Raw genomic sequence first — 23,124 nt, forward strand, 5'->3', positions numbered from 1 at the left:
TTTAACAACAGGGGTGTTCTTTGAGAGACTTGTTGAATTTTTTCGATAAACCAAAAGATCCACTTTCGTTTGACGCCGTACGAGTATCGTTGGCGTCACCTGAAATGATTCGTGATTGGTCATTTGGTGAAGTTAAGAAGCCAGAAACTATCAACTATCGTACATTCAAACCAGAGCGTGATGGTTTGTTCTGTGCGAAAATCTTCGGTCCTATTAAGGATTATGAGTGCTTGTGCGGTAAGTATAAACGTATGAAGTACCGTGGCGTCGTCTGTGAAAAGTGCGGCGTTGAAGTTACACAAACTAAAGTTCGCCGTGAACGTCTAGGTCACATTGAGCTTGCGACTCCAGTTGCACACATCTGGTTCTTGCGCTCTCTACCTTCTCGTATCGGTAACTTGCTTAACCTTTCTTTGAAAGACGTTGAGAAAGTTTTGTATTGTGAAGCACACGTGGTTATCGATCCAATGGAAACTACATTGGAAGAAGGCCAAGTATTGACTGAAGAAGCTTTGAACGCAGCTTTGAACGAATTCGGTCCTTCATTCAAATACGGCATGGGCGGCGAAGCTGTTCGTGACCTTTTGAGAAAAATCGATCCTGAATACTTGTCTCGCAAGCTTCGTATGGAAGCTAAAGACGTTAAGTCTGAAGCGGGCATGAAAAAGATCACTAAACGTCTTAAGGTTGTTGAGGCTTTCAAAGGCTCTATCAACAAACCTGAATGGATGATGTTGGAAGCACTTCCAGTGTTGCCACCAGATCTACGTCCTCTAGTTCCACTGGATGGTGGTCGTTTCGCGACTTCAGATCTAAATGATCTTTACCGTCGTGTGATCAACCGTAATAACCGTTTGAAACGTCTTCAAGAGCTGAACGCTCCAGACATCATCATCCGCAATGAAAAACGTATGTTGCAAGAAGCAGTAGACGCATTGTTGGATAACGGTCGTCGCGGTAAGACTTTCACTGGTCCAAACAAACGTCCTCTTCGCTCCCTTTCTGATATGTTGAAAGGTAAGCAAGGTCGTTTCCGTCAAAATCTACTTGGTAAACGTGTGGACTACTCTGGTCGTTCCGTTATCGTAGTTGGTCCGACGTTGAAATTGCACCAATGCGGTCTTCCTAAGAAAATGGCTCTAGAGCTATTCAAACCGTTTGTTTACAACAAATTGGAAGAAAAAGGCCTTACTGCAACTATCAAGCAATCCAAAAAAATGGTTGAGCAAGAATCAGTTGAAGTTTGGGATATCCTGGCTGACGTGGTTAAAGAACATCCAGTTCTTCTAAACCGTGCGCCAACTCTTCACAGACTTGGTATCCAAGCCTTCGAACCTGTACTTCACGAAGGTAAAGCTATCCAATTGCATCCACTAGTGTGTGGTGCCTTCAATGCCGACTTCGACGGTGACCAAATGGCGGTTCACGTTCCACTTTCTGTGGAATCCCAAGTTGAAGCTCGTGTTTTGATGATGTCCACGAACAACGTACTTTCTCCAGCGTCTGGTAAGCCGGTTATCAATCCATCACAAGATATCGTGTTGGGCTTGTACTGGTTGACTCGTAACCGTCTTGGGGCAAAAGGAACTGGCAAAATCTTCTCGAATGTTCAGGAAGCGCAATACGCTTACGAAACAGGTTTGGTTGACTTGCAAGCTACTTGTAAAGTTCGTATCAACGGTAAATTGCAAGAGACGACTGTAGGTCGCGCGATTCTTTCTGATAGCGTTCCTAAAGAAGTTCCTTTCAATGAAGTCAACGTAATCATGACTAAGAAACAAATCGCAGCTTTGATCGATAAGACTTTCCGTCTTGCTGGTACAAAAGCGACTTGTATCTTGGCTGATAAAATCATGGAACTTGGTTTCAAATATTCAACAGCTGCAGGTATGTCTATCGGTATCGATGACATGGTTATCCCGGCTGCCAAGGCTCCGATGATCGCTGACGCTGAAAAACAAGTGACTGAGATCCAAACTCAGTACGATGAAGGTTTGATCACAGATGGTGAGCGCTACAATAAGGTAGTGGATATCTGGGCACAAACAGCTGATAAAATTGCCAAAGAAGGTATGAACGCGATTGAAAAACAAACGTTCATCGTTGATGGCAAGGAAGTAGTTGGACCTTCATTCAATCCAATCTACATCATGGCTGAATCCGGAGCCCGTGGTTCCGCGACTCAGATCCGTCAGTTGGGTGGTATGCGTGGTTTGATGGCTAAGCCTTCTGGTGAGATCATCGAAACACCGATCACTGCAAACTTCCGTGAAGGTTTGACAGTTATTCAGTACTTCATTTCCACGCATGGTGCTCGTAAAGGTTTGGCCGATACAGCATTGAAAACTGCGAACTCCGGTTACTTGACTCGTCGTTTGGTTGACGTTGCTCAAGACGTAGTTGTTTCAGAGTTGGATTGCGGTATTGACGACGGTTTGGAAATCACTCCGATTTACGAAGCTGGTGAAATCATCCAAAACATCGGTGATCGTATCCTGGGTCGTACAACATTGAGAGATGTTGTTGATCCTCAAACTAACAACGTGGTTGTTAGAGCGAATCAGGAAATCACTGAAACTGACGTTAAAACTATCGAAGGTATGGGTATCGATAAAGTCGACATCCGTTCCGCTCTAGTGTGCCAATCTAAACGTGGTGTGTGTGTGAAATGTTACGGCCGCGACTTGTCTCGTGGTGCGACTGTGAACCTTGGTGAAACAGTTGGTATCATTGCTGCACAATCTATCGGTGAGCCGGGTACTCAGTTGACGATGCGTACGTTCCACTTGGGTGGTGCGGCTTCTCGTTCCGTTGAGCAATCCGTTCATACGACTCGTTATGACGGTACAATCAAACTTCAAAACGTTCATGCTGTTGCAAACCGTAACGGTAAATTGACTGTAATGAATCGTAACGGTTCTGCACTAGTTATGGACGAAGCAGGTCGTGAGCGCGAGAATTTCAAACTCGTTTACGGTGCTGTTTTGAACTTTAAAGAAGGTGACAAAGTTGCCAAAGGGCAAACAGTTGTCGAGTGGGATCCATATTCGAATCCAATCATCGCAGAGGTTTCTGCGAAGATCCAATATCAGGATATCGAAGAAGGTTCTACGATGCAGGAGCAAGTGGATGCGGTAACTGGTTTTGCGACTAAAGTTATCATGGAATCCAAATCTTCTGACATCAAACCAACTGTGTTCCTGGTTGATGGCAACGGTAAAGTATTGAATCTTCCTGGTCGTGACATCCCTGCGAGATATTTGATCCCAGTGGGTGCACAATTGTCAGTTACTGACGGCCAAGAGATCCATGCCGGTGACGTTATCGCGAAAATGCATCGTGAGACTTCGAAAACGAAGGATATCACGGGCGGTCTTCCGCGCGTTGCTGAATTGTTTGAAGCTCGTAAACCGAAAGAAGCAGCAATCATCTCTGAAATTGATGGTTATGTGACATTCGGTAAAGACGTTAAAGGTAAACAACGTGTGATCGTAACTCCTGAAGTGGGTGAGCAAAAAGAATACCTCATCCCTAAAGGTAAGCACGTTGCTGTAAGAGAGGGCGAGTACGTAAGAGCGGGTGAGGCTTTGATGGATGGTCCAACAAATCCTCATGACATTCTGGCTGTTCTGGGTGCTAAAGCGCTTTCTGCATACCTTGTTGATGAAATCCAAGAAGTTTACCGACTTCAAGGTGTTGCTATCAATGATAAGCATATCGAAGTTATCGTTCGCCAAATGCTACGTAAAGTAGAGATCAAGGACGCTGGTGACAGCCGTTTCTTGGCTGGTGAACAAGCTGAAAGATATGCTTTCGATCAAGAGAACGAACGTATCAACCGTGAGGGTGGACAACCTGCTACATGCAATCCACTTCTTCTTGGTATTACGAAAGTTTCTTTGAGCACTGATAGCTGGATCTCAGCAGCGTCATTCCAAGAAACAACAAAAGTACTTACAGAAGCGGCGATTAATTCTCGCACAGACCATTTGCGTGGTTTGAAAGAGAATATCATCATGGGTCGTTTGATCCCTGCAGGTACTGGCTTAACTTCTTACAAACGTTGGAAAGTTTCAGTTGCAGAAGACGACGATACTTCATTCGTGGCTTTGCCAGGGATGACGGCTTCTTCTCAGCCTCACCAAGGTTAATGAACCGCGGTGCCCCACGACCTCAAAGCCGCCTCACTAGCGGTTTTGAGGGCTAAGGCCCCGGATCTTGTAAGAAAATTGTAAAAAACTCAAAAAGTGGAACTCACGCCAGTTTTTGGGAAATAAAAATAACAACAATGTCTTGACCCGGACACTTGCGACAATGTAAGTTCCAGCGTCTTGAATTAGATCTAAATTGTTTAAGGGGTTATAAAAGTGCCTACAATTAACCAGCTCATCAAAAGTGAGCGTAAAGTTCAAAAAAACCAAACTAAATCACCTGCTTTGGTGTCATGCCCTCAGCGTCGTGGTGTTTGTACTCGTGTTTATACAACAACTCCAAAGAAGCCGAACTCCGCTCTTCGTAAAGTAGCAAAAGTCCGTCTTTCCAATGGTTTTGAAGTTATCTCTTACATCCCAGGTATCGGTCACAATCTTCAAGAGCATAGCGTTGTCTTGATCCGTGGCGGCCGTGTTAAGGACTTGCCGGGTGTTCGTTACCACATCGTTCGCGGTGTTCTAGATCTTCAAGGTGTGAACGGCCGTCTACGCAGCCGCTCAAAATACGGTACTAAGAGACCTAAGAAATAAGGATTAAGAGATGTCACGTCGTAAAAAGACCTTTAAAAGAGAAATCATTCCTGATCCGGTTTTCAAGGATCTAACAATTGCTAAGTTCATCAATAAAATGATGTACCAAGGTAAAAAAGCTACTGCACAGAAGCTTTTCTACGGAGCATTGAAAGAGCTTGAAGGAAAAGTTGCTGGCGAAGAACCAGTTGCAGTTTTCAAAAAAGCTCTAGAGAACGTAAAACCTTCTATCGAAGTTCGTTCTCGCCGTGTTGGTGGTGCTACATACCAAGTTCCTATCGATGTTCGTCCAACTCGTCGTCTAGCTCTAGCTATGCGTTGGTTGGTAGAATACTCTCGTGAACGTGGCGAAAAAGACCATGCTAAGCGTTTGGCTGGCGAATTCATCGATGCTTACAACAATAGAGGTAACTCTATTAAGAAGAAAGATGAAGTTCACCGTATGGCTGAAGCTAATAAGGCTTTCTCTCACTACAATTGGTAATCTGTCTACATGTCAGCTAAAGATCCAAAAGTTGTAGCTGATCTCAAGTATACTCGTAATATCGGCATCATGGCTCACATTGATGCCGGTAAAACGACGACCACCGAGCGCATTCTTTACTACACTGGAAAAAGTCATAAAATTGGTGAAGTTCACGACGGCCAGGCCACTATGGACTGGATGGTTCAGGAACAAGAGCGTGGTATTACCATTACCTCCGCTGCCACTATGGCGTTCTGGAAAGACTACCGCATTAACATTATCGATACTCCGGGACACGTTGACTTCACAATTGAAGTTGAGCGTTCTTTGCGCGTTCTTGATGGTGCAGTTGCGGTTTTTGACGGCGTAAACGGTGTTGAGCCTCAGTCTGAAACTGTTTGGAAACAAGCTGACAAGTACAAGGTACCAAGAATCTGTTTCATCAATAAAATGGATCGCGTGGGTGCTGATTTTGTGATGTCTTACGGGACTATCAAAGAGCGCCTTCAAGCGAACCCAATTCCTGTTCAAGTACCTATCGGTGTTGAAGACACGTTCCGTGGGGTTGTCGATTTGTTGGAAAATCGAGCTTACATTTGGACGACATCCGGTATGGGTGACAATTTCGAAGTTACCGATGTTCCTAACGACATGAAGGAAGAAGTTAATCGCTTCCGTACAGAGGTCGTTGAAAAGATCGTTGAGTTCGACGATGTTCTTCTTGAGAAATATCTCAACGGAGAAGAAGTGACTGTAGCAGAGCTAAAAACAGCTCTTCGCAAAGGCACTCTTGAACTAAAAGCATTCCCGGTATTCTGCGGAGCTGCTTTCAAAAACAAAGGCATTCAACCTTTGCTTGATGGTGTGATTGATTATCTTCCATCTCCTATTGAAGTTCCGGATATCGTGGGTCATGACCCTGAAAAACCGGAAAAAGAAATCATCTGTAAAACTGACTTTGATGCCCATGTGGCGGCTTTGGCTTTCAAAATTGCCAATGACCCGTTCGCAGGGACTTTGACTTATATCCGTGTTTATTCCGGTGAAGTGAAAGTGGGCGATCAGCTGTTGAATCCTCGTACTCAAAAGAAAGAGCGTATTCAAAAGCTGGTAAAAATGCATGCGAACTCCCGTGAGGAAGTGGGCAGTCTGAAAGCAGGGGATATCGGAGCCGTTATTGGTCTGAAATTCACTGGTACGGGCGACACTCTATGCGAAACCTCTCATGCTGTTGTTCTTGAATCTATTACTTTCCCAGAGCCGGTAATCGCAGTGGCGATTGAAGCTAAATCTTCTGCTGATCAGGAGAAGATGTTGGCGGGCCTGGAGAAGCTTCAAAAAGAAGACCCTTCCTGTAAGCTAAGAAATGACCCTGAAACAGGGCAGATTTTGCTATCCGGTATGGGGGAGCTTCATTTGGATATCCTGGTGGATCGTCTTCTTCGTGAGCACAAGGTGCAAGCGAATGTCGGTAAGCCACAGGTTTCCTATCGCGAAACAATCACTTCAGCGGCGTCTGCGTCTCATGTTTATGAGCGCGAAATTGCCGGTGACATGAATTTCGCATCCGTTACCTTGACGATTGAGCCGATCTCTCAAGCAGATCACATCCAATTCGTTAGCAAGGTATCAACGTCTAAAGAGTTTACACCAACGATGCTGAAAGCAGTAGAAATGGGCTTCCGTGAAGCTGCTGAAGTGGGTCCGTTGGCAAGCTATTCTATGCTCGGTATTAAGGGGACTTTAACAGCTGTTGAGGCTCGCCCGGTAATGTCTACGGAAATGGCCTTTAAGGCGGCCACTTCCCTGGCGTTCAGAGATGCCGTAAAAAATGCCCAGGTTGAGCTTATGGAGCCGATCTTTAAGCTTGAGGTGACTTGCCCTGATGATTTCGTGGGCAATATCGTGGGCGACTTGAACTCTCGTCGTGGTAAAATTCTCACGATGAACGTTAAGCCAGGGGGCGGGCAGGTTATCTTTGCCGAGGCTCCATTGGCCACTCTATTTGGTTATGCGACGGATGTGCGCAGTTTGAGCCAAGGTAGAGCAAGTTTCAGTATGGAATTCCTAGAATACGCCGTTGTCCCTCCTAAGGTGAAAACGGAAATTCTACATAAAATGGGAAGATATTAATTATTTAATTTTTTCCCTTTGACAAAGATTTTTTAAATGCGCATACTCGCGCACTCGTGACATCTAAATTTACAAAAAACCCCCCGCGTTTGGTGGACTTTCTAGGCCGCAAGGGCTAATTCGGGGCAAGTTTTCGATGGGATTGGATGTTCAGTTATTAACAAGTTTGCTAGTAATTACGCTACCTTACAAAAGAAGAGAAGTGTCCTTATGCAAAGTCAGAAGATTAGAATCAGATTGAAGGCATTCGATCATAAATTGCTTGATCAGTCGACGAAAGAAATCGTTGAGACTGCTCGTCGCACAGGCGCAAAAGTTGCGGGTCCAATTCCCTTGCCTACTCGCATCAACCGCTACACAGTGCTTCGTTCTCCACACGTAGATAAAAAATCTCGTGAGCAATTCGAAGTTAGAACTCACAAGCGCATGCTTGATATCCTTGAACCTACTCAACAAACAGTAGACCAATTGATGAAATTGGATCTTTCAGCTGGTGTTGACGTCGAAATCAAACTTTCAGCGGTTTAGGAGTAAGACGTGAGCGAAACTACAGAAAACACACAAACGTCTACAGGCCTAAAACTTGATGGCTTGTTCGCATTCAAAGAAGGTATGGCTACCATCTATAATGAGCAAGGTGAAGCTATCCCTGTTACGGTTCTTCGTTATGAGCCTTGGTTTGTTTCTCAAATCAAAACTAACGAAGCAGATGGTTACGAAGCTATTCAAGTAGCTTGCGAACCTAAAAAAGCAAAAAATTCAAACAAAGCTGAACAAGGCCACCTTAAAGGTGCTGGCTTCGAAAATGGCGCGCGTTTCGTAAAAGAAATTCGTCAAGCTATTCCAGAAGGTCTTACAGTAGGCGCCCAAGTATCTATCGACTCTTTGGCTAAAGGTGACACTGTTAAAATGACAGCGAAATCTAAAGGTAAAGGTTTTGCGGGCGTTATGAAGCGTTGGAACTTCGCCGGTGGACCTGGTTCACACGGTTCTAAATTCCACCGTCGTCCGGGTTCTTCTGGTAACAGAACATGGCCAGGTCGCGTAATGCCAGGTAAGAAATTCCCAGGTCATCTTGGTAACGAAACAGTAACTGTAAAGAACGTTGAAATCGTAGAGATCATCCACGCTGAAAACGTTGTTTTGGTTAAGGGCCCAGTTCCAGGTGCGAAAAACACTTTGGTGAAATTGGTGAGAGTGTAATATGGCAACAGTAAATGTACTTAACTGGAAAAAAGAAAAAGTAGGATCTATCGATCTTGCAGCTGATGTTTTCGAAACTCCTATTAAAAAAGAAGTTTTGCACACAGTAGTTCAATGGCAATTGGCTAGCCGTCGCCAAGGTACTCACATGACTAAAACAAAAGGTCTAGTGAGCGGTGGTGGTAAGAAGCCTTTCAAACAAAAAGGTACTGGTGGAGCTCGTCAAGGTTCTAGCCGTTCTATCTTGATGCCTGGTGGTGGTACTGCTTTCGGTCCTCAACCTCGCAGCTACGCGTTCGTACTTCCTAAAAAAGTTCGTCGCTTAGGTTTGAGCATGGCACTTTCTCACCTTCAAAAAGAAGGCAAGTTGTTCGTAGTAGACAGCATGCAATCTGAAGGTAAAACAGCTGAATTGAGCAAACGTCTTAAAGCGTTCGGCTTGAAAAAAGCAGTTTTGATCGATGCAAATGTTAACGACAAGTTCAATCAAGCTTCAAAAAATCTTCCAACATTCAAATACTTCCCAGTTGAAGGTTTGAACGTGTTTGATCTTTTGAAATACGATGCTGCAGTTATCACTAAAGAATCTGTAGCTAAAATCGTAGATCGCTGCTCAATGGAGAAAGCGTAAGATGAAACAAGTAATTAAAACTCCACTAATCACGGAGAAAAACACATACCACAACGCAGCTGGCGTTTACGTGTTCGAAGTAGATATGAAATCTACAAAAACAGAAGTAAAAGCAGCAGTAGAGAAGAACTTCAAAGTTAAAGTAGACAGCGTAAGAACTAGCGTTTGCCGCGGTCACTCTAAAAACACGAAGTTTGGTGCAACTAAGGTCCCTTACTGGAAAAAAGCTTACGTTAAGCTTGTTGAAGGTGAGAAGATCGCTCTTTTTGAGGGAGTATAGAGATGGGTATCAAGACGTTCGCCCCGCGCTCTCATGGTCGTAGAGGAATGACTGGTTTCGATTTCAAAGAAATCACAAAGACAACTCCAGAGAAGTCTTTGCTTGCTCCTCTAAAGAAACAAGCAGCTCGTAACAATCACGGTCAAATTACTATTCGTCACCAAGGTGGCGGTCATAAACGTAAATACCGTTTGGTTGATTTCAAACGTATGAAACTAGAAGTGCCAGCGAAAGTTGCTGCGATCGAGTACGATCCAAACAGAACTTGCCGTATCGCTCTTCTTAACTATGTAGACGGTCAGAAAGCATACATCATCGCGCCAGTTGGCTTGAATGTAGGCGACACTGTACTTTCTTCAGACAAAGCCGATATCAAACCAGGCAACTCTTTGTCTTTGGCAGCTATCCCTGTTGGTACAGTAATTCACAATATCGAATTGCGCCCAGGTAAAGGTGGTCAAATTTGCAGAGGTGCAGGTGCAAGCGCGACTTTGGCTGGTAAAGGTGATATGTACTGCCAAGTACGTATGCCATCTGGTGAGTTGAAGCAGGTTCTTTCAGTATGCCGCGCTTCAATCGGTCAAGTTGGTAACACTGACAACGAAAATATTAATCTTGGTAAAGCTGGTCGCTCTCGTTGGAGAGGTATCCGTCCTTCAGTTCGTGGTATGCACATGAATCCAGTAGACCATCCATTGGGTGGTGGTGAAGGTGTGGGTAAAGGTCATCATCCTGTAACTCCATGGGGTCAACCATGTAAAGGTTACAAGACAAGACATAATAAGAGAACTGACTCTTCAATCATTAAGAGACGTAAGTAGGAGTAGACTGTGGCACGCTCGATTAAAAAAGGTCCATTTGTTGATCTTCACGTACAAAAGAAGATCGACCACGCGATTGCAAAAAACGACAAGAAAGTTATCAAAACTTGGTCTCGTCGTTCAACAATTCTTCCAGAAACTATCGGACTTACGTTCGCGGTTCACAATGGTAGAAAGTTCGTTCCAGTTTACATCACTGAGAACATGATCGGTCACAAACTCGGTGAGTTTGCTCCGACAAGAACTTTCCAAGGCCACGCTGAGAAGAAAGCGGCAGCTCCGGCTGGCGCTAAGAAGTAGGTAGAGGTTTATAATGGAAGTTAAAGCTAGTCTAAAATACGCAAGAGTAGGTGCTCAAAAGGCAAGACTTGTTGCAGACCTTGTTCGCGGTAAAGACGTGAATGAAGCTGTTAAAACTCTTACTTTCTTGAACAAAAAAACTGCAGGTATGGTAAAAAAACTTATCGAATCTGCTGTTGCTAACGCTGAATACAAAAAAGTTATGGACATTGATAACTTGGTTGTTAAAGCCATCTGGGTTGATCAAGGTCCGGTTCTTAAGAGATTCCGTCCACGCGCTCAAGGCCGTGCATTCGGTGTTCGTAAGAAAACAAGCCACATCAACGTAGTACTTGAGGAGAAATAATCGTGGGACAAAAGGTTAATCCAATTGGTTTACGCGTTGGTGTTATTAGAACTTGGGACTCTCGCTGGTATGCGAAGGGTAACCAATATTTCGAAAATCTACATGAAGACATCCGCTTGAGAAAATACCTAAAAGGTAAACTTAAGCATGCTGGTGTAGCTAAAATCGAAATGGAACGTGCAGCGAAGAAGATCAAAATCATCATCTCTACTGCTCGCCCAGGTGTTGTTATTGGTAAAAAAGGTACTGGTATTGACGCTCTTAAAGCGGAAGTTCAAAAACTTACACCCAACGAAGTTTTCTTGAGCATCCAAGAAGTGCGCAAGCCAGACCTCGATGCTCAGCTCGTTGCTGAGAGCATTGCTCAACAACTTGAGAAACGTATCTCTTGGAGAAGAGCTCTTAAAAAATCTATTGCAGCTGCGATCAAAGGCGGCGTGAGAGGTATCAAGATCCGTGTTTCCGGTCGTCTTGATGGTGCAGAGATTGCTCGTTCAGAGTGGTACAATGAGAAGAGTGTTCCTCTTCATACATTGCGTGCAGATATCGACTACGGTACTGCTGAAGCTCTAACTGCATACGGTATCATCGGATTGAAAGTATGGATCTATAAAGGCGATATCTTATCTGCTCGCGAAGTTGAGGAGGCAGGTCGTGTTAAGTCCTAAAAGAGTAAAATGGCGTAAACAATTTGTAGGCCGCGCAACTGGTTTTGCGTACAGAGGTTCTAACCTTGATTTTGGAGATTTCGGTCTTCAAGCAGTTGAGGAAGGACGTCTTACAGCACGTCAGTTGGAAGCAGGTCGTATTGCTATCTCCCGTTCAGTTAAGCGTGGTGGTAAAATTTGGTGCCGTGTATTCCCGAATACACCAGTAACAAAAAAACCAGCTGAAACTCGTATGGGTAGCGGTAAAGGTAACCCGGAGCTTTGGGTAGCCCGTGTTCTTCCTGGAAAAGTTCTTTTCGAAATGAACGGTGTGACTCGTGAGCAAGCTAAAGAAGCTTTCGAACGCGCAGCTCACAAACTTCCTTTCAAAACTCGTTTCTTGGTTAGGGAGTAGTTATGAAGTTCGTAGAGATTAAAGATCTTTCTGTAACTGAATTGAAAAAGAAAAGAGCAGCTCTTTCCGAAGAGTTGTTCCAAGCTCGTATCAAGAATTCAATTGGTCAACTTTCAAATCCAATTGTTATTCGTGATCTTCGCCGCAATATCGCGAAAATCAATACAGCAATCGTAAAGAAAGTAGCGAGGTAGTTAAATGACAACTGAAACAAATACTCGTGGTCGTAAAATCGAAGTAGTTGGTGAGGTTATCAGCGACAAGATGGATAAAACTATCTCTGTCCTAATCTACCGCATGGTTAAACACGCTAAATACGGTAAGTACGTTAAGAAAACTTCTGTGTTCAAAGCTCATGACGAAAACAACCAAGCTAAAATTGGTGACATCGTTAAGATCCGTGAAACACGTCCTCTTAGCAAAACTAAACGTTGGGCTCTTTCTGAAGTCGTAGAGACGGCGAAAGCGTAGGGGTGTTGTCATGATTCAAATGCAAACTAGACTAAATGTAGCTGACAACTCTGGCGCAAAAGAAGTTATGTGCGTAAAGGTTCTTGGTGGTTCTAAACGTCGTGTAGCATCCATCGGTGATGTTATCGTTGTTTCCATCAAAGAAGCTTTGCCAAACGCTAAAGTTAAAAAAGGTGACGTTGCGAAAGCCGTTGTAGTTAGAACTGTTGCTAAGCTTCGTCGTCCAGACGGTTCTTACATCCGTTTCGATGATAACTCTGCAGTTTTGATCAACGCCAATAAAGAACCAATTGGAACACGTATCTTTGGCCCAGTTGCCAGAGAATTGAGAGCTAAGTCGTTCGTTAAGATCGTATCTTTGGCTCCGGAAGTTCTGTAAGGGGTATGAGATGAATCGCTTAAAAGCTAAATACAATAAAGAGATCGCTCCTGCTCTAAAAAAACAATTGGGAGTTGAAAACGTAATGCAAGTTCCTCGCTTGGAGAAAATCACTCTTAGCGTGTGCTTGAGCGAAGCTGTTCAAAATCCAAAAATTTTGAACACTGTTGTTGATGAGATCACTGCTATTGCTGGTCAAAAAGCAGTTATCACTAAAGCAAAAAAAGCTATCTCCAACTTTAAGTTGCGTGCTGGCATCCCATTGGGTGTTCGCGTAACTTTGAGAAAAGAGAAAATGTGGTCTTTCATGGACCGTTTGAACACTTTGGCACTTCCACGCGTACGTGACTTCCGTGGTTTGCCAAACAAAGGTTTCGACGGCCGTGGTAACTACAACATGGGTCTTAAGGAGCAAATCGTGTTCCCTGAGATCAACTTTGATAAAGTTGATAAAACTCGTGGTATGAACATCACTATCTGTACAACAGCTAAAAACGACACTGAGGGCAGAGCGCTTCTTGAAGCACTTGGTATGCCTTTCAGAAAGTAGGATGATCAAATGGCACGCAAATCAGCAATTATTAAAAATAACAAAAGAAAAGCTACTGCTAAGCGCTACACTGAATACAGAACAGAGCTTAGAAATAAAGCCGTTGACATGAAACTTTCTGATGACGAAAGAGCAGAAGCTCGTAAAAAGCTTCAAGCTCTTCCTCAAAAGACAAACATCAACCGTGTTATCACACGTTGTGAAATTTCTGGTCGCCCTCGTGGTAACTACAGAAAATTCGGTTTGTCTCGTATCGCCTTCAGAGCTCTTGCACTTGACGGTAAATTGCCTGGCGTAACGAAAGCTAGCTGGTAAGAGGAAGACTATGGATACAATTTCTCAGTTCCTTACAATCATTAGAAATGCTGGAGCAGCAAAGCACGAAAAAGTGGATTTGCCTGCTTCTAAAGTTCGCGCTGGTATCGCACAAATCCTTGTTAACGAAGGTCTTATCCGCAGCTTCAAAGTTGCGAAAGACTCTAAACAAGGCATTATGCGTGTTTACTTGAAGTACGATGAAGCTGGTCAACATGCGATCAACTCTATCGACCGTGTAAGCCGTCCAGGCAGACGTGTATATGTTAAATCAGATAAAATTCCTCAAGTTCGTTCTGGAATGGGTATGACTATCCTTTCTACGAGCAAAGGGATCATGAGCGGTAAGCAAGCGGCACAAGCAAATCTTGGCGGCGAATTGCTTGCAACACTTTGGTAGGTGAAACATGTCTCGTATTGGTAAAGCACCCGTTATTTTTGATAACACAGTAAAAGTAGATGTTACACCTGCTAACGAAGTAGTAATTAAAGGCGCGAAATCTTCTTTGAAGATTGGTATGCAACCTCAAGTTACTGCTAAAGTTGATGGCAACAAGGTAGTGTTGACTCGTAAAGACGACTCTAAAGAAGCTCGTGCATTGCACGGTCTTTACAGAGCTTTGGTTCAAAACGCAGTAACTGGCGTAACTAAAGGTTTCACTAAAGGTCTTGAGCTTCAAGGTGTAGGTTATCGTGCAAACGTTTCAGGGAAAAAGTTGGAGCTTTCTTTAGGCTTCTCTCACCCTGTAATCTTCGATATCCCTGAAGGCATCGAAATCAAAGTTGAAAAACAAACAGCACTTTCAATCACTGGCGCTAGCAGAGAACTTGTTGGTCAAGTAGCTGCTAAAATCCGTTCGTTCCGTCCACCAGAGCCATACTTGGGCAAAGGTGTTCGTTACGCTGGTGAGCATATCCGTCGTAAAGCCGGTAAGTCTGCTGGTAAATAGAGGTAATGTATGAAATTGAAAATGAGTAAACATACAAGCGATCGTAAAGTTAATCGCCTTAAAAAGAAGATCCGTATCCGTAAAACGGTTAACGGAACTGATGAAAGACCTCGTCTTTGCGTATACAGAAGCGGTAAGCATATGTATGCAAGCGTTATCAACGATGTAACTGGTCACACTCTTGTGTCAGTTTCCTCTCTTGGTAAAGAAGACAAAGCTGGCATCGATATGGCGAAGCTTGTTGGTATGGAAGTAGCGAAAGCTGCTACCGCTAAAAAAATCACGAACGTGGTATTTGACCGTAACGGTTACTTGTACCACGGCCGTGTTAAATCTCTAGCTGATGGCGCTCGTGAGGGCGGCCTCAATTTCTAAGGAGTGAATGTGGAGAAAGTTCAAGCTCAAGCAGCTGAATTAGAAGAGCGTGTAGTAGCGATCAACCGCGTAACAAAAGTTGTTAAGGGTGGTCGTCGCTTCTCTTTCGCAGCTCTAGTAGTTGTTGGTAACAAAGCTGGTGATGTTGGTTTTGGTTCTGGTAAGTCTGTGGAAGTTCCAGAGGCTATCGGCAAAGCTAGCCGCGCTGCTAAGAAATCAGCTAAATCTGTGACTCTTAAAGAAGGTCGCACAATCCCTCACGAAGTAATCGGTAAATTCGGTGCTGCAAAGGTTATTATGAAACCAGCAGCTCCAGGTACTGGTGTGATCGCGGGTGGTGCAGTTCGTGCCGTTCTTGAGTCAGTTGGCGTTAAAGACATTCTTACTAAATGTGTTGGTACTCGTAACCCGCACAATGCAGTAAGAGCAACAATCGATGGTTTGAATCAACTTAAAGAGTTGAGCAAATAATCGGAGGCGATCATGGCTAAAACATTTATCGTAAAATTGAAAAAATCGACTATCGGCTGCACTCAAGAACAAAAAGATGCAGTTCGTTGCCTTGGTTTGAAGAAAGTTAATTCTACTGCAACAGTGAATGATACTCCTGCAAACCGTGGTCAAATCATGAAAGTTCAACATCTAGTAAATGTTGAAGTTAAGGGGTAATCCATGAGCTTGCTTAATCAACTAGCTCCAAAAGCTGGATCTAAACACGCTCCAAAAAGAATCGGTCGTGGTATCGGTTCTGGTATGGGTGGCACATCTACTAAAGGTCACAAGGGTCAATTGGCTCGCACTGGTGGTACTGTGCGTCGTGGTTTCGAGGGTGGTCAAACACCTATGCACCGCCGTTTGCCAAAATTTGGTTTTAGCAACGTCGCGTTTGCTAACAACTTTGAGATTGTCAACGTAGGACAACTTGCTAAATTTTCTGGAGAAGTAACTCCTGAAACTCTTTTCAACGCTGGACTTGTTAACAAGGGCGCGGTTAAGATTTTGGGAATGGGCGAGCTTAAAACAGCTTTGACTGTAAAAGCTCACAAATTTTCAGAAAGCGCTAAGAAAGCTATTGAAGCTGCTGGCGGCAAAGTCGAGGTAATTAAGTAGTGTCTGCAATTGAAAGCATCGCAAAGAATTCGGATCTTCGTAAACGTATATTCTTCACGTTGGCCTTATTGGCCGTCTACAGAATCGGAGTTCACGTTCCAACGCCAGGCGTGGATGGAACTGCGGTGCTTTCTTTCTTCCAGGCTCAAAGCCAGGGGATTTTCGGACTCTTCAACACCTTTACGGGTGGTGCACTTTCCCAGTTCAGTATTTTTGCGCTGGGAATTATGCCTTACATCTCTGCTTCCATCATTTTCCAACTTCTGACTTCAGCGGTTCCTCTTTTGGAATCTTTGAAAAAAGAGGGCGAAGCAGGACGTCGTAAAATCAATCAATACACTCGCTATGCGACTGTGGCTTTGGCAATCGTTCAAGGTTACGGTATCTCAACTTGGTTGATGAACTCTACAAGCCCAGATGGTCGTTCCCTTGTGGTCGCTCCAACTGTGGCATTCCTTCCATTCCAGTTGATGACAATCATCACTTTGACTGCAGGTACTTGCTTTATCATGTGGTTGGGTGAACAGATCACTGAAAGAGGTATCGGTAACGGTACATCTTTGATCATCTTCACTGGTATCGCAGCAGCTATTCCTCAAGGTGCTCATCGTCTTTGGGAGCTAATGGTTTCTGGCGAAATGAAATTCGCAGTTATCTTGCTTCTATTGGTTTTGATGGTCGCTATTATCGCTGCGGTTATCTATATGGAAGTTGCACAACGTAGAATTACTGTTCAGTATTCTCAACGTGCTGGCGGCGGCGGTATGCAGTCTATGCAAACTCCGACAAGCCATCTTCCAATTAAAATCAATTTCTCTGGGGTTATCCCACCGATCTTCGCGAGTTCTTTGCTAATGTTCCCAGCAACAATGGCTCAGTTCGTTCAAACACCATGGTTGAAGGCGCTTCAGGATTCTTTGAATCCATCAGGCACAATCTTCAATATCATGTTCGTGATGTTGATCGTATTCTTCTCGTTCTTCTATACAGAGATCGTTTTCAATCCAAACGACGTTGCTGATAACTTGAAAAAGTACGGCGGTTTCATCCCTGGCGTTCGCGCTGGTAAGAGCACTGCTGATTACATTCAAAAAGTACTTGAGCGCGTTAACGTATTGGGTTGCATCTACTTGTCAGCGATCTGCGTAATGCCAGGTATTTTGGCTTCTCAAATGAGTCTTCCGTTCTACTTCGGTGGTACATCACTTTTGATCTTGGTTGGTGTTGCTTTGGATACTGCTCAGCAGGTTCAATCTCACATGATCACTCAAAAATACGAAGGTTTCATGAAGGGTGCGAAAATCCGCAGCAGAAGGGTTCAATTTTAATGAACTTGATTCTGTTTGGAGCCCCAGGGGCCGGTAAAGGTACGCAATCTGAGTTGTTGATCAAGCGATTGCAAATGACTCAAATTAGCACTGGGGATTTGTTCAGAGCAGCTATCAAAGGTCAAACTGACCTTGGTAAAAAAGCCCAAGAGTACATGGATAAAGGTCAACTTGTGCCAGATAGCATTGTTATCGGCATGGTTGAAGAAGTACTTCAAAAAGGCGTAAATAACTTTATCCTAGATGGTTTCCCAAGAACTGTGGCGCAAGCTGAAGCATTGGATAACCTTTTGAATAAGATGACACTTTCCATTGGAAAAGCCATTTTTTTGGAAGTTCCGATGGAAATCTTGATGGATCGTTTAACAGGTAGACGCGTATGTAAAAATTGCGGGGCTGTCTACCATATCGTCAGTAAGCCTACCAAGACGGAAGGCAAATGTGATAACTGCGGCGGTGAAGTAATTCAGCGCAATGATGATAAGGCAGACGTTATTGAGACGCGCCTTAAAACCTACCAGGAATTCACAAGCCCACTAAAAGAGTTTTATAAAAAATCAGGAAAATACATCGAAGTCGACGGTAATAGGGACACCGAGCAGGTCTATACAGAGATCGAAAAAATAATAGGCTAACCACTTTTATTATTTTTTTGCTCTAGACATTAATACTGCTCAGTGATAGCGTCCGACTCCTCGTGTGTAATTTTGCTGTGTATTTTTGGTCATTTTTCGACCAAAAAAATAGCAAGTATGGGAAGAAATATGAAAGTAAGACCATCAGTAAAAGCAATCTGTAACAAGTGTAAAGTTATTAAAAGAAAAGGCGTTATTCGCGTTATCTGCGAGAACCCTAAACATAAGCAAAGGCAGGGTTAATCATGGCACGTATTCTTGGTGTCGACTTACCTAGAAATAAGCGCGTTGAAATCGCGTTGACATATATCTACGGCATTGGACGTCCTCGTTCGGCTATGATTTGCAAGCAAGTTGGCATTCCTTCCACTCTAAGAACTGAAGGTTTGACAGACGAGCACATCGCTAAAATTCGTGGAATCATCGAGCAAAACTTTAAAGTAGAGGGTGATCTTCGTCGTGAAGTTGGCCAATCTATTAAGCGTTTGATGGATCTAAACTGTTATCGCGGTATCCGCCATCGTAAAGGCTTGCCAGTTCGTGGTCAGAACACTCGTTCTAATGCACGTACTCGCAAAGGTCCTAAGAAGACGGTAGCTAACAAGAAAAAAGCCGTGTAGTTAAAGGGAATTAGCGATGAACACTGAAAATAAAAACAAAACAGTTGCTAAGAAAAAAGTAAAAAGAAACGTTCCTCAAGGGAACTGCTACATCCAAGCTGGTTTCGGTAATGTTATCATTACTATGACTGACCTTACTGGTGCTACAGTTTCTTGGTCATCTGCGGGTCACCTTGGTTTCAAGGGTAGCCGTAAAGGTACACCATTCGCAGCGCAAGTTGCGGCAGAAGACGCTGCTAAGAAAGCTATGGAAGCTGGCATGAAAGCAGTGGACGTATATCTTAAAGGTCCTGGTGCTGGTCGTGAGCCTGCTATCCGTGCATTGGCTGCTACTGGTATGAGAATCTTGACTCTTAAAGATATCACTCCAGTTCCGCACAACGGTTGCCGTCCTCCTAAGCGCAGAAGAATCTAATAAACTCACTAGGCGACACCTAATAAGGTCGCCTTTTGGTTTGAAGATTTCTGGATTTCGATCGACAGCGTGAAGTGATTCACGCTGTTTGATTCAAAAACCGTGCCGCGAAGCAAGACAGCTTGTTAAAATCGTCCATTTCTAGTTGAATGGAGAGTGAATAAGTTCGCTCCTAGCGTTTTTTAACAAAAATTACTCAGTTTATTTAACCTCTCGGGGGATCCATGCAAGAGCATTATTATAAGTTTTGGAGAGAAATGATCAAACCAAAGGGATTTGAGGTTGATCGTGATACTCTTCGTGATGACTACGCAAAATTCATTATCCGTCCGCTTGAAAGAGGTTTCGGCGTTACTCTTGGTAACTCCCTAAGAAGAATTCTTCTTAGCTCTATGATGGGTTCTGCAATCACTGCGGTTAAATTCGAAGGCGTATTGCACGAGTTCACTACGATCCCAGACGTTCTTGAAGATGTTACTGACATCATCTTGAACCTTAAAGAAGTTCGTTTCAAACAATACACTTCTGACTCTTTGACTTTGAAGATCTCTAAAAAAGGTCCAGGCAAAGTTACTGCAGCAGACATCCAAGTTTCTGATAAGATCGAAGTTTTGAACCCAGATCTTCACATCGCTACTTTGGGTGCGAACGGTAACTTCGCAGCGGAAATCGTTGTAAGTTTCGGTCGTGGCTACGTACCTGTTGAAAACAGAGAAACAGATCTTCCAATTGGCTTCATCGGTGTTGACGCTCTTTACAGCCCAATCCGTAAAGTTAATTACAATGTTTCCAATGCGCGTGTTGGTCAAAGAACTGACTACGATGCATTGACTTTGGAAGTTTGGACTGATGGTTCATTGAAACCGGACGAAGCAGTTGCTCTTTCTTCTAAAATCATGAAAGAACAACTTCAAATCTTCCTTACTTTCGATGAAAGCATGGAACCAGTTGAAGAATCTCGCGAGCTAGGTTCGCCTTCATTGAACGAGAACTTGTTCCGTTCTGTTGACGATCTTGAGCTTTCTGTTCGTTCTGCGAACTGCTTGAAAAACGCTAACATCCGTTACATCGGTGAGTTGGTTGTTCGTTCTGAAGCAGAGATGCTTAAAACTAAAAACTTTGGACGCAAGTCTTTGAACGAGATCAAAGAGATCTTGGGCGAGATGGGTCTTGGCCTTGGTATGAAAATCGAAGGTTGGCCGCCTCCAGGTTGGGATCCTTCTCAACCACCAGTAAAAAGAGAAACACAACAATAGTCACAAGCTGTGATGACACCAACTCCCTGAGGGGTTGGTGAGGGCTGGAGCCCGAAAAAGAAACACCGAGCAATTCCGCTTGAGTGTTCTTCGTGAGGATACCTGATACGGTCCCCACGTTTTAACCGGAGAACATATGAGTTCACACAGAAGAAGAGTAAAGCATTTCGATCGTAAATCTGGCCCAAGAAAAGCGTTGTTGCGCGGTTTGGTTGAGTCTCTAGTAGAGCACGGCCGTATCACTACAACTGTTGACCGTGCGAAAGAAACTCGCCGTCACGTTGAGCGCGCTATCACTTTGGGTAAAAAAGGTGACTTGAACACAACTCGTTTGTTGTTGTCTCGCTACCCAAATAAAAACGTTGTAAGCATCATCATGAAGGACTTGTCTCCTCGTTTTGCTTCTCGTCCAGGTGGTTACACTCGCATCATCAAAATCGGTCGTCGCCCAGGTGACACTGCTGAGATGGCGTTCCTTGAGTTCGTAGACTACGATTTCGAAGCTAAAACAGCTGCTAAAGAAGAAAAATCTGCTAAAGCTACTGAAAAGCCAGCTAAAAAAGCAGCTTCTAAAGCGAAAAAAGCGACTACAAAAACTGTAGCTGCTAAAAAGAAAACTGTTAAAAAGACTCAAAAGAAAGCACGCGCTAAATCTCGCGCTTAATTTCGAGGATCAAAACTGATTTTCCAAAAAACCCAGGGCAACCTGGGTTTTTTTTTGGTACTTTACGATCAGGAGGAACTTCAATGAAACAACATCTAAAAGCATTGGCCTTGGTTCTGGTAATTGGCGCGTTGTCTGTTTGGGCATTCGATCGCTATTTCATGACCCGCATGGAACAAAGTCCAACTACGATTTCTTCCGTAGAAAAAATGGAAACAGAAGGGGCTCCGAATTTCACTGCAAAATCTTTGGATGGGCAGTCTTTTGAATTGCATGGTTTAAAAGGGAAAGTAGTCATTCTGAATTTTTGGGCTTCTTGGTGTGGGCCTTGCGTGGAAGAAGTGCCGTCCTTAATTAAGCTGGTGAACGAATTCAAAGGTGACGTGCAGTTGATTGCCGTTTCTGGTGATAGCAATGAACAGGATATCCACGTTTTCCTAAAGTCATTCCCTGAGTTGAAAGGCGCGAATATCAAGATCGTTTACGATCAGGATCGCAGCCTGATGAAGATGTTCGAAGTCACTCGTTTACCAGAATCATTGGTGCTGGATAAGAATTCGAAGCTGGTTAAGAAGCTGGTGGGTTCTATCGACTGGCATACCAAGGATTCTGTTGAGTATGTGAAGACCCTCTTGCAAGCCAAGTAGACGGTCTGTAGAGGCAAGCACAGTCGCCTCTAGAATGTGGAAACGTCAGAGACAAATCCTGTGTCTCTGACGCTCTCAAAATTATCTAATAATTTAAAACTTGGAATCTATTGGCAATCAAATGCCAGGTCGATTTTCGTGCCCTCAACAAGTGGCGAGTTGAATTTCAAAATATTGCCTGAAACTGAGAACTTTGTGAAAGCAGAGCCATTGATTTTGATCTGCACGGTTCCTGCGGCAGGCACACATTGAAGTGTCATGTGAGTCATTGAATTCACGATTTTGTCGCGGAAGGTATTCAAGTTATTCGCGAAGCTCGAATCACAGATGCTACCCACACCACCATCAGTCAGTACTGATAGTTTTTCGTAGTACACACCCTCATGGCTTGGGGAAGCTGAAGCTGCATCTTGCATAGCCTCACAGGATTTATCGCCTGGTTTTACAATGATACTGTTAAATGTGAAGCGGACATCGTTACCGAAGCGGTTTTTCGCCATTGCCAGAACGTTCTCTGGCTGGTCTTCAGCCTCCAGTGGAATAAGGCTCCCGACAGCGTCGTTAGCTTTGACTTTAGCAGGATCGCCACCCACTGAACGCTCGTCTTCATTTGAAATAAGGATCACGGAAAGTGCAGCGCCTGGACGATAGCATCCGTTGGAACCTGAAAGAGCAAAGTGATTGTAAGTGGCCTTCAAGCCACGTTCATCAGCCGAGCCGGATCCACCAATAGTCATTGCCGTGACGGTGTTCTCGAAAATGCTGCCAAGATTTGATGCGCCTTTTTTCAGTAAGTAAGCTGGAACACCGGAAGCCGGGGAGTATCCAACCCAATCTGACGAGTAACCCCAAACTGAATTCATGGCGCGCGTGTTGGTCATACACATTTGCCAGTCGATACCTGAGCTTTCAAGAGATGCGACGAAATCACCCATGCCGGCCGCCAGCTTCTTAAGATCTGGGAGCATGGAGTTTGAGTCGTCGAATACTATAAGGAAGTCGACCTGTTTATTCCCGTAACCTACGACTTGGGAGAAACTTACTGAAGTGCCTGGTACGGATGAAGCTAATTCCTGTGGTACTGGAGAAAACTCCATTTTGGAGCAGGCTGCTGTTGCTGCAGTCACAATACTTAGGAACAGAAGATTTGTTAGATTCATCTTTTTCATAATTTGCTACCTCACAAAAAGGCTAGCACATTGGGTGACCTCAAAAAAAGAGGAAAAGATAAATGCGAGCTAAAATACCTAATGATTTTAATAATTTACAAGTTAGCGTCGAACTCCTGTTCAGGTCCTGCAAATAACCTCTACGAATCTTTTGGAAAGAAAAGAATGAGTGTTTGAACGATGAACAGTTTTTGGAAAATAGAGAAGATGAGTTTTCTCAGATCGAAAATGGAATCTATTTTGGATTGGGTTGGCA

General features: G+C 43.9%; 33 protein-coding genes. 32 read left to right on the forward strand and 1 reads right to left on the reverse strand.

What is annotated here, in order from left to right; translation table 11 throughout:
- The first annotated feature begins 20 nt into the window (after positions 1-20).
- The 32 genes from rpoC (at position 21) to AAAA73_RS13910 (ending at position 21,699) form a co-directional block, all read left to right on the forward strand.
- Positions 21-4,151, forward strand: a complete 4,131-nt coding sequence (rpoC, locus tag AAAA73_RS13755; RefSeq protein WP_340599048.1) for a DNA-directed RNA polymerase subunit beta' — start codon at positions 21-23, stop codon at positions 4,149-4,151.
- Between the two features lie 216 nt (positions 4,152-4,367).
- A complete protein-coding gene (gene rpsL / locus AAAA73_RS13760) occupies positions 4,368-4,742 on the forward strand; it encodes a 30S ribosomal protein S12 (protein WP_041876514.1) in 375 nt (124 codons plus the stop codon).
- Positions 4,743-4,752: 10 nt separating this feature from the next.
- Positions 4,753-5,226, forward strand: a complete 474-nt coding sequence (rpsG, locus tag AAAA73_RS13765) for a 30S ribosomal protein S7 (RefSeq protein WP_340599049.1) — start codon at positions 4,753-4,755, stop codon at positions 5,224-5,226.
- Between the two features lie 9 nt (positions 5,227-5,235).
- Positions 5,236-7,341, forward strand: a complete 2,106-nt coding sequence (gene fusA / locus AAAA73_RS13770) for an elongation factor G (RefSeq protein WP_340599050.1) — start codon at positions 5,236-5,238, stop codon at positions 7,339-7,341.
- Positions 7,342-7,551: 210 nt separating this feature from the next.
- The gene (gene rpsJ, locus AAAA73_RS13775) at positions 7,552-7,869 is read left to right on the forward strand and encodes a 30S ribosomal protein S10 (protein ID WP_011165353.1); all 318 of its coding nucleotides are present in this window, start codon (positions 7,552-7,554) and stop codon (positions 7,867-7,869) included.
- Between the two features lie 9 nt (positions 7,870-7,878).
- Positions 7,879-8,544, forward strand: coding sequence for a 50S ribosomal protein L3 (gene rplC, locus AAAA73_RS13780; protein ID WP_340599051.1), 666 nt, complete (start codon positions 7,879-7,881; stop codon positions 8,542-8,544).
- A 1-nt stretch (position 8,545) separates the two neighbouring features.
- Positions 8,546-9,175, forward strand: coding sequence for a 50S ribosomal protein L4 (gene rplD, locus AAAA73_RS13785; RefSeq protein ID WP_088615308.1), 630 nt, complete (start codon positions 8,546-8,548; stop codon positions 9,173-9,175).
- A gap of 1 nt (position 9,176) precedes the next feature.
- The gene (rplW, locus tag AAAA73_RS13790) at positions 9,177-9,455 is read left to right on the forward strand and encodes a 50S ribosomal protein L23 (RefSeq protein ID WP_088615307.1); all 279 of its coding nucleotides are present in this window, start codon (positions 9,177-9,179) and stop codon (positions 9,453-9,455) included.
- Between the two features lie 2 nt (positions 9,456-9,457).
- Positions 9,458-10,276, forward strand: coding sequence for a 50S ribosomal protein L2 (gene rplB / locus AAAA73_RS13795; RefSeq protein WP_340599052.1), 819 nt, complete (start codon positions 9,458-9,460; stop codon positions 10,274-10,276).
- Between the two features lie 9 nt (positions 10,277-10,285).
- Complete coding sequence (gene rpsS, locus AAAA73_RS13800) at positions 10,286-10,576, forward strand: 30S ribosomal protein S19 (RefSeq protein ID WP_340599053.1); 291 nt, start codon at positions 10,286-10,288, stop codon at positions 10,574-10,576.
- Positions 10,577-10,589: 13 nt separating this feature from the next.
- The gene (gene rplV / locus AAAA73_RS13805) at positions 10,590-10,922 is read left to right on the forward strand and encodes a 50S ribosomal protein L22 (protein WP_088615304.1); all 333 of its coding nucleotides are present in this window, start codon (positions 10,590-10,592) and stop codon (positions 10,920-10,922) included.
- 2 nt (positions 10,923-10,924) lie between these two features.
- Complete coding sequence (gene rpsC / locus AAAA73_RS13810; RefSeq protein WP_340599054.1) at positions 10,925-11,590, forward strand: 30S ribosomal protein S3; 666 nt, start codon at positions 10,925-10,927, stop codon at positions 11,588-11,590.
- The gene (rplP, locus tag AAAA73_RS13815) at positions 11,577-11,984 is read left to right on the forward strand and encodes a 50S ribosomal protein L16 (protein ID WP_088615302.1); all 408 of its coding nucleotides are present in this window, start codon (positions 11,577-11,579) and stop codon (positions 11,982-11,984) included. Before rpsC ends, rplP begins: the two co-directional genes overlap by 14 nt.
- Positions 11,985-11,986: 2 nt before the next feature.
- Positions 11,987-12,178: a 50S ribosomal protein L29 gene (gene rpmC / locus AAAA73_RS13820; RefSeq protein ID WP_340599055.1), complete on the forward strand. Its 192-nt coding sequence runs from the start codon at positions 11,987-11,989 to the stop codon at positions 12,176-12,178.
- 4 nt (positions 12,179-12,182) lie between these two features.
- On the forward strand, positions 12,183-12,455 hold the full coding sequence (gene rpsQ / locus AAAA73_RS13825; RefSeq protein ID WP_340599056.1) for a 30S ribosomal protein S17: 273 nt from the start codon (positions 12,183-12,185) through the stop codon (positions 12,453-12,455).
- Between the two features lie 10 nt (positions 12,456-12,465).
- Positions 12,466-12,834 (forward strand): 50S ribosomal protein L14, encoded by a 369-nt coding sequence (gene rplN / locus AAAA73_RS13830; protein WP_340599057.1) that lies wholly within the window; start codon positions 12,466-12,468, stop codon positions 12,832-12,834.
- A gap of 10 nt (positions 12,835-12,844) precedes the next feature.
- Positions 12,845-13,384, forward strand: a complete 540-nt coding sequence (gene rplE, locus AAAA73_RS13835; RefSeq protein ID WP_340599058.1) for a 50S ribosomal protein L5 — start codon at positions 12,845-12,847, stop codon at positions 13,382-13,384.
- Between the two features lie 9 nt (positions 13,385-13,393).
- On the forward strand, positions 13,394-13,699 hold the full coding sequence (gene rpsN, locus AAAA73_RS13840; RefSeq protein ID WP_340599059.1) for a 30S ribosomal protein S14: 306 nt from the start codon (positions 13,394-13,396) through the stop codon (positions 13,697-13,699).
- A gap of 10 nt (positions 13,700-13,709) precedes the next feature.
- On the forward strand, positions 13,710-14,099 hold the full coding sequence (gene rpsH, locus AAAA73_RS13845) for a 30S ribosomal protein S8 (RefSeq protein WP_340599060.1): 390 nt from the start codon (positions 13,710-13,712) through the stop codon (positions 14,097-14,099).
- Positions 14,100-14,106: 7 nt separating this feature from the next.
- Positions 14,107-14,649 (forward strand): 50S ribosomal protein L6, encoded by a 543-nt coding sequence (gene rplF, locus AAAA73_RS13850; RefSeq protein ID WP_340599061.1) that lies wholly within the window; start codon positions 14,107-14,109, stop codon positions 14,647-14,649.
- Between the two features lie 9 nt (positions 14,650-14,658).
- A complete protein-coding gene (gene rplR, locus AAAA73_RS13855) occupies positions 14,659-15,024 on the forward strand; it encodes a 50S ribosomal protein L18 (protein WP_340599062.1) in 366 nt (121 codons plus the stop codon).
- Between the two features lie 9 nt (positions 15,025-15,033).
- Positions 15,034-15,495, forward strand: coding sequence for a 30S ribosomal protein S5 (rpsE, locus tag AAAA73_RS13860; RefSeq protein ID WP_340599063.1), 462 nt, complete (start codon positions 15,034-15,036; stop codon positions 15,493-15,495).
- A 12-nt stretch (positions 15,496-15,507) separates the two neighbouring features.
- On the forward strand, positions 15,508-15,693 hold the full coding sequence (gene rpmD, locus AAAA73_RS13865; protein WP_340599064.1) for a 50S ribosomal protein L30: 186 nt from the start codon (positions 15,508-15,510) through the stop codon (positions 15,691-15,693).
- A 3-nt stretch (positions 15,694-15,696) separates the two neighbouring features.
- Complete coding sequence (gene rplO, locus AAAA73_RS13870) at positions 15,697-16,134, forward strand: 50S ribosomal protein L15 (protein WP_340599065.1); 438 nt, start codon at positions 15,697-15,699, stop codon at positions 16,132-16,134.
- Positions 16,134-17,462, forward strand: a complete 1,329-nt coding sequence (gene secY, locus AAAA73_RS13875; protein WP_340599066.1) for a preprotein translocase subunit SecY — start codon at positions 16,134-16,136, stop codon at positions 17,460-17,462. The genes rplO and secY overlap by 1 nt, the downstream gene beginning before the upstream one ends.
- Positions 17,462-18,097 carry an adenylate kinase gene (locus tag AAAA73_RS13880; RefSeq protein ID WP_340599067.1) on the forward strand — a complete coding sequence of 212 codons (636 nt, stop codon included), beginning with the start codon at positions 17,462-17,464 and terminating at the stop codon, positions 18,095-18,097. Before secY ends, AAAA73_RS13880 begins: the two co-directional genes overlap by 1 nt.
- Positions 18,098-18,226: 129 nt before the next feature.
- Positions 18,227-18,340, forward strand: coding sequence for a 50S ribosomal protein L36 (rpmJ, locus tag AAAA73_RS13885; protein ID WP_011165332.1), 114 nt, complete (start codon positions 18,227-18,229; stop codon positions 18,338-18,340).
- 2 nt (positions 18,341-18,342) lie between these two features.
- Entirely contained in the window at positions 18,343-18,717 is a 375-nt protein-coding gene (rpsM, locus tag AAAA73_RS13890) for a 30S ribosomal protein S13 (protein ID WP_340599068.1), read from the forward strand.
- Between the two features lie 16 nt (positions 18,718-18,733).
- Positions 18,734-19,132 (forward strand): 30S ribosomal protein S11, encoded by a 399-nt coding sequence (gene rpsK, locus AAAA73_RS13895; protein ID WP_340599069.1) that lies wholly within the window; start codon positions 18,734-18,736, stop codon positions 19,130-19,132.
- Positions 19,133-19,356: 224 nt separating this feature from the next.
- The gene (locus AAAA73_RS13900; protein WP_340599070.1) at positions 19,357-20,388 is read left to right on the forward strand and encodes a DNA-directed RNA polymerase subunit alpha; all 1,032 of its coding nucleotides are present in this window, start codon (positions 19,357-19,359) and stop codon (positions 20,386-20,388) included.
- 136 nt (positions 20,389-20,524) lie between these two features.
- Positions 20,525-21,052: a 50S ribosomal protein L17 gene (gene rplQ, locus AAAA73_RS13905; protein WP_340599071.1), complete on the forward strand. Its 528-nt coding sequence runs from the start codon at positions 20,525-20,527 to the stop codon at positions 21,050-21,052.
- Positions 21,053-21,135: 83 nt separating this feature from the next.
- The gene (locus AAAA73_RS13910) at positions 21,136-21,699 is read left to right on the forward strand and encodes a TlpA family protein disulfide reductase (protein WP_340599072.1); all 564 of its coding nucleotides are present in this window, start codon (positions 21,136-21,138) and stop codon (positions 21,697-21,699) included.
- Positions 21,700-21,806: 107 nt separating this feature from the next.
- On the opposite strand, the gene AAAA73_RS13915 is transcribed toward AAAA73_RS13910, so the two are convergent.
- Positions 21,807-22,868: a hypothetical protein gene (locus AAAA73_RS13915; RefSeq protein ID WP_340599073.1), complete on the reverse strand. Its 1,062-nt coding sequence runs from the start codon at positions 22,866-22,868 to the stop codon at positions 21,807-21,809.
- Between the last annotated feature and the right edge of the window lie 256 nt (positions 22,869-23,124).

The organism is Bdellovibrio sp. GT3, from assembly GCF_037996765.1.
Classification (GTDB): domain Bacteria; phylum Bdellovibrionota; class Bdellovibrionia; order Bdellovibrionales; family Bdellovibrionaceae; genus Bdellovibrio.

Excerpts from the sequence above, each read along its gene's own strand:
- rpmJ (WP_011165332.1), top strand. The coding sequence starts at position 18,227 with ATGAAAGTAAGACCATCAGTAAAAGCAATCTGTAACAAGTGTAAAGTT.
- fusA (WP_340599050.1), top strand. The coding sequence starts at position 5,236 with ATGTCAGCTAAAGATCCAAAAGTTGTAGCTGATCTCAAGTATACTCGT.
- rplN (WP_340599057.1), top strand. The coding sequence starts at position 12,466 with ATGATTCAAATGCAAACTAGACTAAATGTAGCTGACAACTCTGGCGCA.
- rplB (WP_340599052.1), top strand. The coding sequence starts at position 9,458 with ATGGGTATCAAGACGTTCGCCCCGCGCTCTCATGGTCGTAGAGGAATG.
- rpsQ (WP_340599056.1), top strand. The coding sequence starts at position 12,183 with ATGACAACTGAAACAAATACTCGTGGTCGTAAAATCGAAGTAGTTGGT.
- rpsN (WP_340599059.1), top strand. The coding sequence starts at position 13,394 with ATGGCACGCAAATCAGCAATTATTAAAAATAACAAAAGAAAAGCTACT.
- rpmC (WP_340599055.1), top strand. The coding sequence starts at position 11,987 with ATGAAGTTCGTAGAGATTAAAGATCTTTCTGTAACTGAATTGAAAAAG.
- rplV (WP_088615304.1), top strand. The coding sequence starts at position 10,590 with ATGGAAGTTAAAGCTAGTCTAAAATACGCAAGAGTAGGTGCTCAAAAG.
- rplQ (WP_340599071.1), top strand. The coding sequence starts at position 20,525 with ATGAGTTCACACAGAAGAAGAGTAAAGCATTTCGATCGTAAATCTGGC.
- AAAA73_RS13910 (WP_340599072.1), top strand. The coding sequence starts at position 21,136 with ATGAAACAACATCTAAAAGCATTGGCCTTGGTTCTGGTAATTGGCGCG.
- rpsH (WP_340599060.1), top strand. The coding sequence starts at position 13,710 with ATGGATACAATTTCTCAGTTCCTTACAATCATTAGAAATGCTGGAGCA.
- rpsJ (WP_011165353.1), top strand. The coding sequence starts at position 7,552 with ATGCAAAGTCAGAAGATTAGAATCAGATTGAAGGCATTCGATCATAAA.
- rplD (WP_088615308.1), top strand. The coding sequence starts at position 8,546 with ATGGCAACAGTAAATGTACTTAACTGGAAAAAAGAAAAAGTAGGATCT.
- AAAA73_RS13900 (WP_340599070.1), top strand. The coding sequence starts at position 19,357 with ATGCAAGAGCATTATTATAAGTTTTGGAGAGAAATGATCAAACCAAAG.
- rpsK (WP_340599069.1), top strand. The coding sequence starts at position 18,734 with ATGAACACTGAAAATAAAAACAAAACAGTTGCTAAGAAAAAAGTAAAA.
- rpsG (WP_340599049.1), top strand. The coding sequence starts at position 4,753 with ATGTCACGTCGTAAAAAGACCTTTAAAAGAGAAATCATTCCTGATCCG.
- rplW (WP_088615307.1), top strand. The coding sequence starts at position 9,177 with ATGAAACAAGTAATTAAAACTCCACTAATCACGGAGAAAAACACATAC.
- AAAA73_RS13915 (WP_340599073.1), bottom strand. The coding sequence starts at position 22,868 with ATGAAAAAGATGAATCTAACAAATCTTCTGTTCCTAAGTATTGTGACT.
- rpmD (WP_340599064.1), top strand. The coding sequence starts at position 15,508 with ATGGCTAAAACATTTATCGTAAAATTGAAAAAATCGACTATCGGCTGC.
- rplO (WP_340599065.1), top strand. The coding sequence starts at position 15,697 with ATGAGCTTGCTTAATCAACTAGCTCCAAAAGCTGGATCTAAACACGCT.
- rplR (WP_340599062.1), top strand. The coding sequence starts at position 14,659 with ATGAAATTGAAAATGAGTAAACATACAAGCGATCGTAAAGTTAATCGC.
- rplF (WP_340599061.1), top strand. The coding sequence starts at position 14,107 with ATGTCTCGTATTGGTAAAGCACCCGTTATTTTTGATAACACAGTAAAA.
- rplE (WP_340599058.1), top strand. The coding sequence starts at position 12,845 with ATGAATCGCTTAAAAGCTAAATACAATAAAGAGATCGCTCCTGCTCTA.
- AAAA73_RS13880 (WP_340599067.1), top strand. The coding sequence starts at position 17,462 with ATGAACTTGATTCTGTTTGGAGCCCCAGGGGCCGGTAAAGGTACGCAA.
- rpsM (WP_340599068.1), top strand. The coding sequence starts at position 18,343 with ATGGCACGTATTCTTGGTGTCGACTTACCTAGAAATAAGCGCGTTGAA.